The sequence below is a fragment of the Bradyrhizobium sp. SZCCHNS1022 genome (assembly GCF_032484835.1).
Classification (GTDB): Bacteria; Pseudomonadota; Alphaproteobacteria; order Rhizobiales; family Xanthobacteraceae; genus Bradyrhizobium.
The window spans coordinates 466,617-481,403 of record NZ_JAUETT010000003.1; the positions used below are offsets into that span (position 1 = coordinate 466,617).

The following is a 14,787-nucleotide window of genomic DNA, read 5'->3' on the forward strand; positions in this document are numbered from 1 at the left end:
ACTAACCAGATTTTGCGCAATACGGGCGAAACGGAAATTGACAAGTCGATTTAATCAAAAGTGGACCAACGATTAGATCGCGATCTGCACACAACGCGCAGCAGGCGGCCCCGGAAGAGCCGCTCAGGCCGCAGCCGTTCTCAGCCGCGAACGCCGATACGCCATGAAGCTTAGGCCGGTGAATCCAAGCAGCATCATTGCCCATGTCGAAGGCTCGGGAACGGCACTGACGTTGACATCAGCGATCGACCAGAGCTCATCCTTCGCCCCCTGAAAACCTGCACGATAATCGCCGCCCAGGCTCTCATAAGAGAAGGTCAACGTGTTCTTTCCCGCCACCAGCGGGATGGAGGCAAAACTGAATTGCTGCTCACCGCCGCAATAGCAAATTCCAGTGCCGTTATTGGTTGGGTTGCTGAAAGTTGCACCGAGCGGATTGGAGTATACGACAGCCTGCGTTTCGTCGGATCCGCCGCCGAGATTGAAGGTCCCCCGGAATATCTGGGTGCCATTCAATGCAAGCCTGAAGTCGTCCTCGAAATAGTTATGCCCATCGAGACTGATATAGCCATTAAGCACGAAGCTCAGGCCAGAGGAGATCGCGTTGGACGAATGGAAGTCGACCGAGAAAGATGTGTCTGTCACCATCGGAGTGGACGGGCCGCTGTAAACGATGGCTGCCCGCGCCGGCGCGCAAAACAAGCTGATAACCGTCAGGGTGATCCAGGCCGCTACATTACGCATACAAATCTCCCACTAAACCAGCCGAGCACCGTCTAGACCAAAGCTGAATGCATCAGCCGTACCAACTCGAATTACAAAGATTTACCGCTTCAATTCAGTCAAACATCCGTAAGCGATACGAATCAGATCGTCCGTTATGCGATGCGACGTTTGCCGAATCACGAGACGAGCAGGTCATGCGCCGAGTTCGCGCCCCTCCCTCGCAACGTTGCCCCGACACACGGGGCAACGACATCGATGAGACGGCAGGGCGAGAGTCTTACTTCAGATGAAGCGGAAGGACGCAGCGCTGCCGCGGCGACGGTAGGCCATGAAGCCAAGGCAAGCGAAGCCGATCCCCATCAGCGCCCATGTGCTGGGTTCAGGAACCGCGACAGTGAAGGTGTTGCCGGCAACCTGAAGGTTGGTCGGACCATTGCCCGAGTTCTTGCCGAAGATCTGCAGGATGTAGTCGCCGTTCGCCGCAAACGAATCGATAGCCTGGGCAAACTGCACCCCGGCAACCAGGAAACCGGTCCCGGACGCAACGAGCGTACCACCGATCGACCCAGACCAGATATCGACCGTCAGCCCCTGGACCTGTCCCGAGGCATCCGTGAGCCCGGCCTTGAAGTTGGAGAGGCCCGACAGAGACGACAGACTGAAAGTATAGTTGATGTCGAAAGCCTCACCGGCGTTCAGCCCACTGATCGTAAAATTGATGTTGGGGTTCAGCCCCAACGAGCTGCCGCTCGCAGGCACTACGGTATAGGCCTTGGAAGGCACTATGGATGCTGCGACCATCGAGAGCGCCAGCAAACCGGCCTGAATAAGCTTCATATCTCGCCCCTTTCTATTCGAAACTGATCAAACGAATTAGGAAACAAGTCTGGGAGCATCAGACGTCGACAGAACGTTCAGGTTGTCCCGCGAGCTATCAATCGCGGCGACCTTTCGCCTCCTGCCTCCTCTACGACGCGGCCTCTTCCACGGCTAAGGACCGCCCCAGACTCGCTCCCTTCGGATTTAATTCTTATCTTAATCGAGCCGGCAGCTCAATGGATTATTAACCAATAAAATGTTTTTAAACAATAAAATACATGAAATAAATCAATTGCTTAGATTCGACGCAACAATATCCAGCCACAACTGTGGCCGATCAGGAACAGGAATGCCGGCCACAAGATTATTTCAATTGGGATTATGGCAAAGCCGGAAGATCGACATTTAAATGTCCACCTTGGGATTCAAATCACCCTTCAGTCGACCGTCCGGACCTTGGTCAAGCAGGCGTGAATCGTTGATACGAAGCGGTTCTGGGCGTCGTACGCCCTGCCATTTTCTGCAGAAGCCGGATCCAACTGCCCTGGCCCTTGGAGGTCAGCCGAACAGGCTCGATGGTCTACTCGCGACTCGTAAGGCCTGACGAGACGCTCCGGCCCCTCCGTGACATTGTTGAGGGCCTCCAACAACTCGATGGCGAACCGATCCAACGACATGCGACCTCGCTCTCCAGCTTCATGGCGAGCCAGCACAATCCATAATTGGGTACGCAAACGCCTTCAGAGAAGCCGACCGGCAGTTCGTTCACAGCCGGATCAGCGCGAGCGAGCTACGGTGTTCGATTCTCAAGCCGGCCGTGCATCTCGACCGTTTCAGCTTTCATGACCTCTAAGCGAAGCCTTCGGACTTGCAAGTACAGCTTGGCAAGTTGTGGATGTCTCAAAGGCTGACGACATACGACAACGTCTCTCCAGGTCCACGCGCTACGAGAAGCATAACGGGATTGGGAGGATCTCAACCGAACTCTCGACACCATCAATACCTTAAAAAGTCGCTTGCTCAAAATACCGACTGGGAGGCTCAACTCCTACTTCGGTGGCTTTTGTGTCTCTTGGTCACACGGCTCGAGCAAAGGTTCGAATCGTGTGTCGCAACTCGGGCTGCGATTGCCGCTTGGAAGTCGCGGCAGAATTAAATTCGAATATTATGCCGCTCATGCCAAGAAAATATGAAGATACATCATCAATATCAATCAGCTTCGTCGACGCTCCGTTCTTATCCAGCTGCGTGGTCCGCGCCCACGAAAAATATCCACAAAAAGCTTCATCTGCCTCAACAAGCCCAGTCCGCTGAGCACGATGCGGCGGAACGGAAGAATGTTACGCCCAAATCCGGCCCACGCAATCAAGATTGTCACGCTGAGCAACACAAAGTCGGTGGCCGCGGTTGCGAAAGGAGCGAGCGCGCCAGTGACCGCGACCATCAGCACGTCGATGACGCAAACTCCGAGCGTCAGCAAGACGAGCAGCGACAGCGGAGGAATGGCGATGTCGAGCGCAAGCAAGAGAAGATCCCAGTTTCGCTGCCGGACCGCCCTAAGAATCAGACGCGGCACGGCAGTCATCAGCGAAAGATGACCTTGGATCCAGCGTTGACGTTGGCGATCCGCACCCTCCTCAGATACCGGAAACTCGCTGACGATTTCGACGAAGGGAAAGAAGCGGGGCGCGTATCCCTGCTCGGCCAGATCGAGCCCGAGCTTCATGTCTTCCACCAGATCCCCGTTCGCCAGTGGCGCACGTTCGATGACGTGCCAGGGAAAGGCCATGCCCGTGCCCATCAATTGAACAGGCCAGCCGAGTCTGCTTAGCCCGAGCGGACGGACCCAGTTCTTGATCGTCCAGGCAAATTGGGCAAGACCGCTGCCCCCCGCAGGTCCGGGAGCAGCGGTCATACGATAATTGCACTGCAACGGTTTCTGGATGCGAGAGCATGCGACCGACATCTTCCGAACAGCGCCGGCAGACAAGCGGCAGTCCGCGTCGACGAACATGATGATCTCTGGAGGATCGGACCGCAGGAAGTCGACCGCGTACGCCAACGCAAAGCCCTTGCCAATCCGTGACGGATCGTGGCGCTCGATGACCTCTGCACCTTCGCCATAGGCCACCGTGGCCGTGTCGTCGGAGCAATTGTCGGCCACGACGATGAGGCGGTCCCGATCGGTCATTTGCGTACGCAAGTCCCGAAGCGTGGGAACGATGCCACCACTCTCGTTGTGAGCGGGCACGACGACGGCCGCCCGTGGCGATGCGCCACGCTGCCCCTCCGCTTCTGCAGCCTTGAGCAGCGATGCGCAAACCTCGATCATCAAGAGGGCGATCGGAATACCGATTATTCCGGCGATCAACGTCAGCGATATCGTCAGAAAGATCGTCATCCTGCTGTCAATTGCCTCTCACTGCCCAGGCGCCATTTGCTGCGGGTCGGCGCGCCGGCGTGCCAAATCTCGTTCGTCGATGGCCCCTGCAACTTGACGAGCCGTCCGATTATGGTCTTGTGCTCGCAGTATTATCCACTTGTGGCGTACGGATTATTGAATGCGTCTTGCCTATTTAATCAATCGATATCCCGCTGTCAGTCATAGCTTCATTCGGCGCGAGATTCACGCGCTCGAGCGATTAAATCACCAGGTCTTGCGGATCGCCCTGCGCGGCTGGGCGGATGAGCTGAGCGACGTCACGGACGAGACCGAACGCAAACTGACCCGCTACGTTCTCGATCAGGGTCCTTTGCCACTCGCTTTCGCCTTCGTCAGGGTCGCCCTGACGCGCCCGGGACGGTTGTCGACCACATTGCGGCTCGTGTGGAAGATCGGCCGCCGCGCCGAACGTCCGCTGATCGTCCACCTGATCTATCTTTTTGAAGCTTGTCGCGTTCTCAACTGGCTGAAGGACGAAGGGATCGAACATCTGCACGCCCATTTCGGGACCAATTCGGCCGTCGTCGCGATGCTGGTCCATTCCCTGGGAGGACCATCCTGGAGCTTTACCGCCCACGGTCCGGAGGAATTCGACAAGGCGCAGATGATCGCACTGGCTGAAAAAATTCAGCGTGCAAGCTTCGTCGTGGCCGTCAGTTCGTTCGGCCGCAGCCAGCTGTTCCGGCAAGTCACTCACGATCAGTGGAACAAGATCGAGGTGGTTCATTGCGGAATCGAGTCGACATTCTATCGGCAAGCTGTCGCAGACGGCGCCCCGCCTGCACGCCTGGTCTGCGTCGGTCGCCTCTGCGAGCAAAAAGGACAGGCACTTCTGCTCGATGCGGCGCGACGGCTCGCCGCCCGGGGCGTGATGTTCGAACTGGTCCTGGCAGGCGATGGCGAACTGAGAGGCGCCATTGAGGCTCTGATCACCCGCTATGACCTGCAGAGGAAGGTGCGGATTACCGGCTGGATCGGCGGGGATCGCGTTCGCGACGAGCTCGTTGCGGCGCGGGCGTTGGTGCTGCCCAGCTTCGCCGAGGGACTGCCAGTCGTCATCATGGAAGCAATGGCATTGCGGCGCCCCGTCATCAGCACGTTCGTTGCCGGGATTCCTGAACTCGTCGTCCCGGGCGAGCATGGTTGGCTCGTACCGGCCGGCGACAGTGAGGCCCTGGCGGATGCGATGCAGGCCTGCCTCGATGCGCCGGCCGAAATCCTCGAAAGCTTCGGGAGCGCCGGCTACCACCGCGTTCGTGACCGGCACGACATCGACAAGGAAGCGGCCAAACTCGCCGATCACTTTCAGACGGCGATAGCGCAAAGCGCGATGGCTGGATAGCACGCTCGGTTGCGGCGCTGCGATCCGTTCATTCAGGGCACCTCGCGCCGATCGGACGAGCCGGTGATTTCCAGATACTCCAACGCGTTGCCGGGCCGATCATCATCGAAAACGCCGACGATCAGCCGTCCCGTCTTCCACGCCATTCCATCGAGATTGGTCCGGTATCTTCCGGCCAGCGGAGCACGAACATCGGCGTGATGGCCATGCACGACGTGCCGGCGGCCGTGGCCGATATCGGCCCGCTCCGAATAGCGTTTCCAGAGCAGCGTGCGCTCGCTCTGCGCCCGCAGCGGAACAGCGGGATCCACGCCGGCGTGAACAAACACCCGATGTCGGTCGGCATGCACGAGCGGAAGTTTGCTGATCCATTGCAGATGTGACACCGCCACATCCCGCATCTCGAACCTGCCGAGGCCCTCGCCGAACGAGGCCAACGTATCGCTGCCGCCGTTCTCGATCCACCAGTCCCATTCGCAGAGCCCGCTGCAGGCCTCCCACATCATCGCTTCATGATTGCCCTTGAGGCTGACGAGACGCATCGTGGCGGATTGCCAGGACATCAGAAGCTCGACCACCTCCCTGCTTTGCGGGCCCCGGTCGACATAGTCTCCGAGCGTAACAACCGTCGCGGGCGTCGCCCCCGCATGTCCTGCAATCGTCTCCATGGCCAGCCGCAGGAGGTCCGCACGGCCGTGGATATCCGGAATGGCGTAGGTCAGACCCATCTGGACAACAAAACCGCCACGACCGGCGCGCTTCCCTCAGGGCTTTCGAGCCCGGCGGACCGGATCAAGTCGAGGACGCCGCATTGAGAACCGGAGTTGGCGCAGAGCGAAGCAACGGGCGCCTGGCCAAGTTTGACACCAAAGTGAGAAGAGCGTCGAGCAGCAGCAGGAGAATGAGTGCAACTATGAAGAGACCGATGCCGGTGAGATCATGGACGATGCCTTCGAGCAGGTCGGGACCACCATAATAGGCGATGAGCACCAGCGTCAGAACGCGGATGAAATTGGCCGCAATGGTGATCGGGATGATCGAGGCCAAGAGGATGAAGCTACGCAGCTTCTCATCCCCTCGGAATACGTAGGCATAGAACACACCGATCGCCGACAAGGCAAAGATCGAGTTCAGACCCGAACATGCATCCTTCACCAGGAGCTGATAGGTCGAGATCATGATCATGACGCCGTTCTGCGCGATCGGATAGCCCAGGTGATACAGCACCTCCGTGACCGTGTTGGAGATGAAGACCTTCAAGGGGATTGTCGCAGCGTCGATCAGCCAATCGGGCATCGGCACCGCAAAGAATAGAAACCCGAGCGGAAATGCGAGCACGCGAAGCGTCGACCACCCGGCCGTGATCAGGACACAACCGATGATGACGAGGATCATCGACAGCGCCTCGAACGTCAGCAGTCCCTGCTGAATGCGGGCGAGAAACAACAGCACGAGCCCCCCCAGGAGAGCTCCCCACCCCAGAATGGGAGCGGGATTATCGACCACGGTCATGAGCCGGTTGCGGCTCTGCCAGATGAACCAGAGCGATGCACAGATCACCAGCGGTCCGTGCCCCTCCTGCTCGGTCTGCCAAGGACCGTCGATCAAGCCCCGGAAAGTCGGAACATATGCAACCAGAAACGCTGCCGAGAGCAGGACGGGTCCCCAGAGATTTCTGATGGAGAGGCCACCAGCCGATTGATCAGCGAACGACAGGGGCTTCATACCCGTCACCAATGAAGACGCACGATAAAGACCTTCCGACGATCACCAAGGCTAACATCCGACGCCATACCTAACAACAACTGCGTTATGTCTATCTCTGCGCTGCCAGAGTGACCCAGACAATCCCGGCCAATATCAAGACTGAAGCAAGGATCGCAGATCCAGCGTTTCCGAGTTGGTTTGCAACCGCGAACAACAGGCACGCCAACAGCACATTCAGCAGTGTTTGGATACCGCGATCGGTGAAGCGAAAGAAGATGAGCACGACCACGCCGAAGCAACCGACCGTAACGAAATCAAAGATCGTGCTCATGCTGCCCTGATGCTGGCGTTGCCGCGACCGGTGCGACCGTTTTACTTGCGGATGGCGCTCTGAGGACCGTCGTCGCGCTGCATCGCCTTGGCATAATCGCCTTCATATTTGACCTCGATATTGGCAGCGTAGGCTGCGAGGCCGGCCTCGGCCTTCACCACATCGGCCCGCATCAATTGTCGCGCCATGTTGGCTGCCGCTTCGCCTTCGAGGGGACGAGCCTGTTCCCCGGTCACCTGGAAAAAAACCCCGGTGGCCCCCGCGCGAACGAAGAAAACTTCGTCCGGCTTGCGCTGCTCGATCGCTGTCAAATAGTCCGGGTTCAGATCGCTGCTGTTCAGAAGCCCCAGCTGCCGGACATGCATCAAGCCGGCTTCGGACAGCGCTTGATCGACCTCGTCGAGCGACTTGGCCTGTTTATTCGCCTCGACGAACGACTGTGCCTCCGGCGTAATCGGAAGGCTGATCTGCTCGATGTTGAAAAGCTTTCGGCCAGCGAATCTCGATGGATTGTTGGCGATGAATTGATCGATATCGGCTCGGCCGGGAGATCGGCCAGAGGCCCGGCGATTGAGATAGGCATTCTCCAGGACCTGCTCGCGGGAGCGGAGCACGTCCAGGAGCACGCTGGGCTCGCGATCCAGCCCCGCTGCCAGCGCCTGTTGTACGACATATTTGCGTACGACGAGCCCGCCTAGCACCTGCCGAACGGCATTGGGATCGTTCTGCCTGTCGAGCGAAACGTTGTTGGCGCGAAACTCGTTCTCCAACTCTTGCGTCGTCACGACGTCCTTGCCGATCCGCGCGACGACCTGGCTCGACGAGCTCGTTTGTTCCTTTTTTTCGCAGCCGACGAGCATCGCCGCAACCATCGCGACGAAAGCGCCTCGAACGAGACCCCGCCCAAGAGGTGCCAACCCGCGCCCGCACCGCAACAAGGGCATCCTAACGCTCATTTAATACTCCACAAACGCGCCGAGGGACGACCTTACCCACGACCCACAAATTATCCGCACTCCGTCATGATCGCTCGACCAGACGCTCGAGACGGCACGGAGGGCCACCGAAGCCATCGCGATTGGCATTAAATACGTTTATCGTATATTAAATCATCCGCTACCCCGCCGTTTCCCGGAGATCAACAGACAAATGAGCCTGCGCCACGCTCAGATCGTTCTGGCGTCGACCGCAATCGTCCTGGCCGCCATCCTTTCCCAGGTCATGGTTCCGAAGCGATTGATGGCCCGGACAGCCGCCTCGCCCAGCCTTGAGGAGATCATCCCGCGGCAGTTCGGCACTTGGCGGTTCGTTCCCGAGATCAGCCCCATCAAGCCGATCGATACCGATGCCTATTTCCAGCCCGACGAACGCGCCGCCAAGGTCTACAGCCAGGAGGCGGCTCGTGGTTACAGCGATGGACAGGGCAACATCGTAATGCTGCTGGTCGCATACGGGCCGGTCCAGAATTATCGGCTGAAAGCCCATCGGCCAGAAATCTGTTATACTGCCAATGGTTTCCGGGTCTCAGGCAAGACCGCGACAACACTGCAAATCGGCCCCGGCGAATCGCCGATCAACGTAGCAAGGCTGATTGCGGAACGAGAATCCCGCCTCGAGCCGATCACCTATTGGATGCGGGTCGGCAACGACATCTCGAATGGCGTGATCGACAATCAGCTGAGTCGTCTCAAATATGGCTTGAAGGGAATCATTCCGGACGGCGCCCTCATCCGAATCTCGACCATCGGCCTATCGGAGGATGCCGCATTCAGATTGCAGGATCAGTTCATCCGCGATCTGCTCCGCGCAATCCCGGCGCAAGAGCTGAAGTTCTTCGTCGGAGCGTCATGACATCGACCGCACATAGGTCAGTTCGGAGGGCGGCGAAGATCTTCGCAAATCGTCCGCCTCAGAACCGCGAGCCGATCGGCGGTCGTCCGCTCCAAGGCGGGTGACCTTGCTCGGACTTTGGACGCAGCCGCTCAATAGTAGCCGTAATAGGTGGAGTGGGACTCGGGCGCCTTGTTGACGACGACGCGCACGATCGGCGTCCGCTGCAGATGTTTCTGACACTCCTTGATCTCGGTCGTCGTGGTCGTCCCGACTGCCGTCACCAGAAGCACCGCATCCATCAACGGCAGGATCGAGATGACGTCGTCCCCAAGCAGAAGCGGCGGCAGATCGAAGATCACGAGACTCGATCGGAAGTCGCGCCTGATCGTCTGCAGCAGGGAAACCATGCGATGCGACGCCATCCACTCCGAGGGTCCCGACGAGACGATCGAACCGGGCAGCACGGTAATCTGATTGGGGCCAAATCTCGCGCGCAGCATGGCCGCACTCGGCTTCAGGCGCCCTTCGAGCAGATCGATGACACCGGCACCGTTGTCGAGGCTGAGGTAGTTCGCGACCGACGGCTTGTGCAGGTCCAGATCGATCAGAAGCACCGATCGCTCCGGCAACCGGCCAACACTCAGCGCGAGGTTGCACGCCGTCACGGTCTTTCCACAGGCCGGCGAAGGCGAGGTGATCGCGAGAAACTGCCATCCCCGCTTGTCCATCTCCTGCAGCACCTGAGTGCGCAGCATGTCATACGCACGCCCGTTCGGATTGGTGCCTCCCAGAGCCACGACGCGTTTGGCTTGCAGATCCGGTGGCACCAGCCGTACTTCCCTGGCAATCGGGGTAACGCTGGAGTGCACGAGATCCGAAGATGCGCTTCCGCTGCCGTCGCCGCCACGCGCCAGATTGATCGCCTGCTTGATCGGGTCCAACCGAAGCCTCCGTCCCTAAGCCTATTTGAACAGACCTACCCTCGCCTTCGCAACCATGAGGTCGATCGGCAGGAAGAGATAGGCCGCGATCAAAGTCGCAGAAACCAGCGCAACCAGACCCAACAACAAGATCCAGATCCGCCATTGCTTCCGGCGCTGCTCGGCCGCCGTCTCGATATACGGAATCGATAAAACGAGCTGGCTATCCACCAGGCTGAAGATATCACTGGTGCGGCGGATCGACTTGTCCAGCATCTCGAAGACCATCGTCAGCCCGGCCCCCGCGGCCAAAGCGAGCAGAAGCGAGAGAGCTGCGAGCTTCGGGCGATTCGGCTTGATCGGCCGTTGCGGGACGGTTGGCTGCTCGATGACTTCGAGCTTCTCAGCCTGTTGATCCTTCTCGAGATTTTCGCCGAGCCGCGCTGCCGCCAACTTTGCCGTCGCGGCTTCCAGATTCTTCTGCAATGCATCCTGCTGCGCCAACAACGCCCCCAGCGTCGCGCCCTGGATGGTCTCCGCCTTTGCAACCGAAGCCGCCGCAGCCTCCAATGCCTGAATTTGCTTTTTCAAGGACTGAATCACGGGATGACGCTCGGAATAGAGCGCACTCTTCTGCACGAGTTCAGCCCTGAGTTGACTCAGCATGGTGGGCTGATCGGCCGCGGCTGAGGTCGGCCTCGACTGCCCGACCTTCAACTGGGCAATCTTCGTGTCGAGGGCAGCGTTGTCGGCCTGAAGCTTTTGGACCTCGCGCGCGAGGAACTTCGTGGTGTCGATCGCCCGGCTCGTGCGATCGCGCAGGTCCTCATTCAATATCCGCGTCATAAGTTCGTTGGCGACCTGGGCCGCAACGGCCGCATCGGAATATTCGAAGCCAACGGAAAACACGATGGTCGGAGGTTCCGAGGAGCGCCGCTGTTTGAAATCGAGATCCAGATCGACGGGAGCGATCTTCGTCTGCTTCTTCATCAGCTCGACGAGCTCGGTCACCGACATCAACGTTCGCTTACCCGGAAAGAGTTGGAACTTGTCTGCGATCGCGACCAGATTGTCGCGCGTCATCGTCCGCTGCTCGATCACCTGGATCCGCTCCTGGGCGGCACTGGTGATCGTGGGGCGTACCAGTTCGGTCGGAATCTGCTGCGATTGCACCAGGATCTTGCCTTCGGACAAATAGGTCGCGGGCCAAACGATGGCCACGGCGATCCCGAGGCTGCCGAAGACGAGGAACGGCACAAGGATCAAAGCCCAGCGGCGCTTCAGAACTTCCAGGTAAAAGCTTGCAGTCAGCAGGTAGCTGCGATCCTGCTCGTCCTCTTCGAAATCGTCCTCGTAATCAAGCTTCTTAAGCATGCTTCATGCCATGAATTGGCCAAAACGACCTGAATGGGAGCCTTTCCGAAATATAGCATCGCTTCAGATTTAATTGAGAGATTAATGCGCCTTGCCATCAAAAACCGTGCAAACCAGTGACGGCGTGGCCGGTGCGGCGTGCATCTTGCATTAATTTGCCGGAATTCGATACTTTTCCCAAGTTGCCTCTTTTAATTGCGCTATAATTGCGGCGGTCAGCTGCGAATTCCGCTATAGTCAATCGGAGTCCCAGCAAGGAATTTCGATGTACGAGGCATTCTATCAGCTCCGGGAGAAGCCCTTCACGATCCTGCCTGATCCCGATCTGATCTACTGGGGCAAAATCCATTCGATGGCGTTCACGATGCTGGAATTCGGCATCATGAACAATGCCGGGTTCACCGTAATTACCGGCGAAATCGGATCCGGAAAGACGACGCTGGTCCGTTATCTCCTGCGGCAGGTGACCCCGGGAATCACCATCGGCTTGATCTCCAGCGCTCCCCAGGGCCGCGAGGAACTGCTGCAGTGGATCCTGATGTCGCTCGGCCAGCCCTTCGAGGGCAGTTATCCAGCCCTGTTCAAGCGCCTGCAGGATTTTCTCCACGGACAGTTTGCAAGCCGCCGCCGGACCATTCTCATCATCGACGAAGCCCAGAACCTGGAGCCCGGGGCACTGGAACACCTGCGGATGTTGTCGAACATCAACTCCGACAAGTTCCAGATCCTGCAGTTGGTCCTCGTCGGGCAGCCTCAGTTGCGCGAGCTCCTGCAGAGCTCACAGCTGCACCAATTCGCACAGCGCATCTCGTCGGATTTCCACATACCGGCGCTCGATGACAACGAAGTCGCCTGCTACATCGACTTTCGCCTGAGAGCCGCAGGCTCGCCTCGACCACTCTTCACCTTGGATGCCTGCAGTCTGATCGCAAAGGCCAGCGGAGGTATTCCCCGGATGATCAACGTGCTGTGCGATATCGCGCTGGTCTACGGATTCGCAAACGAGAGGACCGTCATTACGGACCAATTGATCCAGGACGTCATTGCAGACAAGCAACAGTACAGTATTTTTCCGGTCAAGACGATCGCACGAGTTCCCTAAAACATTGGCTTCGCATTAATTCTTCATTTAAGAGTCCAACCGGTGGCGACACTGCGCTTTTAATTCGACCGCGCCGGGGACGCCACCAAAAATGCAGTAATATTCAATACTTAGGGCCTGCGAGCATGCGAACTCTGGTATTTATTTTTTGTCTGCTCGGTTTAATTTCCAGTGCCAAGGCGCAGGCACTGAAATCGGGCGACACCCTCGCCATTACGGTTTTGCAGGAGCCCAAGCTCGACCGAACGGTCGTGGTTGACCCGCTCGGCGAGATTGCCTTCCCGTTGGCAGGCCATGTCCGGGTGAGCGGCCTCACGCCTTTGGCAGTCGAGAATATCCTCAGGGCCAAGCTCCGGGCGAATTACAAGGATGGCGATCTCGATATCACGGTCGCGGTCGCCAATGCGGCGACCCCGGAGGAAGATCTGAAGCCGCGGGTTTACATCACCGGCGAGGTGCTCAAGCCCGGCTACTACGTCGTACGCCAACCGACGAACTTGATGCAGGCCATCGCACTGGCCGGGGGGCTTGGACCATACGCCGCCAAGCGGCACATTCAGATCAGGCGGCGCGAGGCCAGCGGTAACGAGGCGATCTTCGTATTCGATTATAAGGCCTACGAAGCCGGCGCCGCCGTCGAGGGCAACATCATGCTCCGCGCCGGCGACGTCATCATGGTTCCGGAACGAGGGCTGTTCGACTAGTTGAATTCGATCTCGCGTCGAGGCACAGCGCTGTGAAAAGGGCGGCCATAGCGGTCCCGGTCTGGCTCGGCTTGGCGGCATCACCGGCCCTTGCTGTGGACTGGTCGCTGATGACGTCCCAAAGCCAGACCGTCGAGCTCAACAGCAATCTCTTCTTGAACACGCCGCCCGCAGGTGTGGTCGGATCCTATTCACTGCTGTCGGCCCAAGCGGAAGCGCGGACCCCCATCACCAAATTCAATCTTGATGTGGACGGGTCCTATCGCAAGAACTGGGGACCGGCGGCGAACCTGCAGGCATCCGAGTTCATCAACTACGGCGTGAACGCCCGCTATGAGTTCAAGGAAAAGACGGCGTTCGATCGAGAATATGTCGAAACGAGCTGGCGGCAGCAGAGCACCGCGCTTGCGCTCCTGAGGGATCTCGGCGTCGCCACCAACGTCAACGGCTTTCTCGATCGCCTGACACTCGGCGGGGGGATCGACCGAACCTTGACTGCACTCGATTCGATCAGTCTCAGGGCATTCTCGACACGGACGAGCTACGAGCCCGCGACCGGCGGCACCCCCTTTACGGATACCCTTGCGACCGGCTTCTGGCGACACAATCTATCGCCGATCGCGGCCATGACGGCCTCGTCAGAGGCCGAATTTCTCAACTTCGACAACGCGTTCAACACGCGGATTCAGATCTATCGGAACCAGATCGGGACCGATCTCGCGCTATCGCCGCAGCTTTCTTTCCGCGGCAGCGTCGGGCCTGCCGTCACGTCCATCCAAGGCGGTGTGCCCGCGACCGGTCCGATCGTTCCCTTCGGAAGCACCAGCACCGACTGGATCGGTAATGCGGTCTTGACCTACAAGATGTTCCGAGACACGACCTTGATCGTCGCGGCCGACCAGTCGATATCGCCGAGCATCGTCGGCAGTCTCTTCAAGCGCGACTCGCTCACGACGACGCTGAACTACACGATCAACTCGCATTCATCGTTGTCCCTCTCGGCCAGCGGCAATCGCCAGGTGTCAACCACGACGACCGACTTCGCCTCGGCGTCAGCCGGCTACACCCACGAGTTCACACGGGAATGGAACGCCCAACTATCCTACCGCTACCTGCACCGCTTCTCGAGTTCCGGGACCACGATCTTTGATCCGATCACCGGCCTCCCCACCGTCACCGGCTTGGGCGCCGCCGACTCGCACTCCATCCTGATGGTGGTAACCCATAGCTATATGGTGCTTCCGCCGTAGCGCCGGATGACGTGCCCCCCCGCGGGCCACGGCGAAACGCACCCCACGAGGCTTGGCCGTCGTCCCTGGACGGCCGACGCGACAATCCTCAAGTTCGACGCGACGGAGTGGGGTCGGCCTTCGTTGCGATCGCCGGCAGGGCGGAAAACCCGGGCCATCGCTCGACCGTGTAAGAGGCCGCCCCGCTGACTACGGCACGAGCAGGCCTTGCGAAGTACCGGCCGCCATGGGCGAAC

Annotated in this window: 13 protein-coding genes and 1 pseudogene; 5 read left to right on the forward strand and 9 right to left on the reverse strand. The window is 58.9% G+C overall.

The genetic code is table 11. The features are described 5' to 3' along the window. Nucleotides 1-123: 123 nt before the first annotated feature. The 3 genes and pseudogenes from QX071_RS34110 to QX071_RS21840 all read right to left on the reverse strand — a co-directional run. Nucleotides 124-225: pseudogene (locus tag QX071_RS34110) on the reverse strand (PEP-CTERM sorting domain-containing protein); the annotation flags it as partial. A gap of 783 nt (nt 226-1,008) precedes the next feature. After that, nucleotides 1,009-1,563 carry an FxDxF family PEP-CTERM protein gene (locus QX071_RS21835; RefSeq protein WP_315704734.1) on the reverse strand — a complete coding sequence of 185 codons (555 nt, stop codon included), beginning with the start codon at nt 1,561-1,563 and terminating at the stop codon, nt 1,009-1,011. Between the two features lie 1,195 nt (nt 1,564-2,758). Further along, a complete protein-coding gene (locus tag QX071_RS21840; RefSeq protein ID WP_315704735.1) occupies nt 2,759-3,946 on the reverse strand; it encodes a glycosyltransferase family 2 protein in 1,188 nt (395 codons plus the stop codon). A 160-nt stretch (nt 3,947-4,106) separates the two neighbouring features. On the opposite strand from QX071_RS21840, the gene QX071_RS21845 reads away from it, so the two are divergent. After that, nucleotides 4,107-5,330 carry a glycosyltransferase family 4 protein gene (locus tag QX071_RS21845; protein ID WP_315704736.1) on the forward strand — a complete coding sequence of 408 codons (1,224 nt, stop codon included), beginning with the start codon at nt 4,107-4,109 and terminating at the stop codon, nt 5,328-5,330. 32 nt (nt 5,331-5,362) lie between these two features. Here the strand turns inward: QX071_RS21845 and QX071_RS21850 are convergent, their stop codons facing one another. The 4 genes from QX071_RS21850 to QX071_RS21865 all read right to left on the reverse strand — a co-directional run bounded on the left by QX071_RS21850 (nt 5,363) and on the right by QX071_RS21865 (nt 8,240). Continuing rightward, nucleotides 5,363-6,058, reverse strand: a complete 696-nt coding sequence (locus QX071_RS21850) for a metallophosphoesterase (protein ID WP_315704737.1) — start codon at nt 6,056-6,058, stop codon at nt 5,363-5,365. A 64-nt stretch (nt 6,059-6,122) separates the two neighbouring features. Continuing rightward, the gene (gene xrt / locus QX071_RS21855; protein WP_315704738.1) at nt 6,123-7,055 is read right to left on the reverse strand and encodes an exosortase; all 933 of its coding nucleotides are present in this window, start codon (nt 7,053-7,055) and stop codon (nt 6,123-6,125) included. Between the two features lie 91 nt (nt 7,056-7,146). Continuing rightward, nucleotides 7,147-7,368, reverse strand: a complete 222-nt coding sequence (locus QX071_RS21860) for an XrtV sorting system accessory protein (protein WP_315704739.1) — start codon at nt 7,366-7,368, stop codon at nt 7,147-7,149. A gap of 41 nt (nt 7,369-7,409) precedes the next feature. Continuing rightward, the gene (locus QX071_RS21865; protein ID WP_315704740.1) at nt 7,410-8,240 is read right to left on the reverse strand and encodes a hypothetical protein; all 831 of its coding nucleotides are present in this window, start codon (nt 8,238-8,240) and stop codon (nt 7,410-7,412) included. A gap of 277 nt (nt 8,241-8,517) precedes the next feature. Between QX071_RS21865 and epsI the strand changes: the two genes are divergently transcribed. After that, entirely contained in the window at nt 8,518-9,219 is a 702-nt protein-coding gene (gene epsI, locus QX071_RS21870) for an exosortase-associated protein EpsI, V-type (RefSeq protein ID WP_315704741.1), read from the forward strand. A 131-nt stretch (nt 9,220-9,350) separates the two neighbouring features. On the opposite strand, the gene QX071_RS21875 is transcribed toward epsI, so the two are convergent. Together QX071_RS21875 and QX071_RS21880 are read right to left on the reverse strand one after the other, a co-directional pair. Then, the gene (locus QX071_RS21875) at nt 9,351-10,142 is read right to left on the reverse strand and encodes a CpsD/CapB family tyrosine-protein kinase (protein ID WP_315704742.1); all 792 of its coding nucleotides are present in this window, start codon (nt 10,140-10,142) and stop codon (nt 9,351-9,353) included. Between the two features lie 21 nt (nt 10,143-10,163). Then, entirely contained in the window at nt 10,164-11,495 is a 1,332-nt protein-coding gene (locus QX071_RS21880; protein WP_315704743.1) for a sugar transporter, read from the reverse strand. Between the two features lie 352 nt (nt 11,496-11,847). On the opposite strand from QX071_RS21880, the gene QX071_RS21885 reads away from it, so the two are divergent. The 3 genes from QX071_RS21885 to QX071_RS21895 all read left to right on the forward strand — a co-directional run bounded on the left by QX071_RS21885 (nt 11,848) and on the right by QX071_RS21895 (nt 14,551). Then, nucleotides 11,848-12,597 (forward strand): ExeA family protein, encoded by a 750-nt coding sequence (locus QX071_RS21885; RefSeq protein ID WP_315704744.1) that lies wholly within the window; start codon nt 11,848-11,850, stop codon nt 12,595-12,597. 125 nt (nt 12,598-12,722) lie between these two features. Further along, entirely contained in the window at nt 12,723-13,301 is a 579-nt protein-coding gene (locus tag QX071_RS21890) for a polysaccharide biosynthesis/export family protein (RefSeq protein ID WP_315704745.1), read from the forward strand. Nucleotides 13,302-13,411: 110 nt separating this feature from the next. Next, nucleotides 13,412-14,551 carry a hypothetical protein gene (locus tag QX071_RS21895; RefSeq protein ID WP_315704746.1) on the forward strand — a complete coding sequence of 380 codons (1,140 nt, stop codon included), beginning with the start codon at nt 13,412-13,414 and terminating at the stop codon, nt 14,549-14,551. Nucleotides 14,552-14,787 lie beyond the last annotated feature (236 nt).

Excerpts from the sequence above, each read along its gene's own strand:
- QX071_RS21835 (WP_315704734.1), bottom strand. The coding sequence starts at position 1,563 with ATGAAGCTTATTCAGGCCGGTTTGCTGGCGCTCTCGATGGTCGCAGCA.
- QX071_RS21840 (WP_315704735.1), bottom strand. The coding sequence starts at position 3,946 with ATGACGATCTTTCTGACGATATCGCTGACGTTGATCGCCGGAATAATC.
- QX071_RS21845 (WP_315704736.1), top strand. The coding sequence starts at position 4,107 with ATGCGTCTTGCCTATTTAATCAATCGATATCCCGCTGTCAGTCATAGC.
- QX071_RS21850 (WP_315704737.1), bottom strand. The coding sequence starts at position 6,058 with ATGGGTCTGACCTACGCCATTCCGGATATCCACGGCCGTGCGGACCTC.
- xrt (WP_315704738.1), bottom strand. The coding sequence starts at position 7,055 with ATGAAGCCCCTGTCGTTCGCTGATCAATCGGCTGGTGGCCTCTCCATC.
- QX071_RS21860 (WP_315704739.1), bottom strand. The coding sequence starts at position 7,368 with ATGAGCACGATCTTTGATTTCGTTACGGTCGGTTGCTTCGGCGTGGTC.
- QX071_RS21865 (WP_315704740.1), bottom strand. The coding sequence starts at position 8,240 with ATGGTTGCGGCGATGCTCGTCGGCTGCGAAAAAAAGGAACAAACGAGC.
- epsI (WP_315704741.1), top strand. The coding sequence starts at position 8,518 with ATGAGCCTGCGCCACGCTCAGATCGTTCTGGCGTCGACCGCAATCGTC.
- QX071_RS21880 (WP_315704743.1), bottom strand. The coding sequence starts at position 11,495 with ATGCTTAAGAAGCTTGATTACGAGGACGATTTCGAAGAGGACGAGCAG.
- QX071_RS21885 (WP_315704744.1), top strand. The coding sequence starts at position 11,848 with ATGGCGTTCACGATGCTGGAATTCGGCATCATGAACAATGCCGGGTTC.
- QX071_RS21890 (WP_315704745.1), top strand. The coding sequence starts at position 12,723 with ATGCGAACTCTGGTATTTATTTTTTGTCTGCTCGGTTTAATTTCCAGT.
- QX071_RS21895 (WP_315704746.1), top strand. The coding sequence starts at position 13,412 with ATGACGTCCCAAAGCCAGACCGTCGAGCTCAACAGCAATCTCTTCTTG.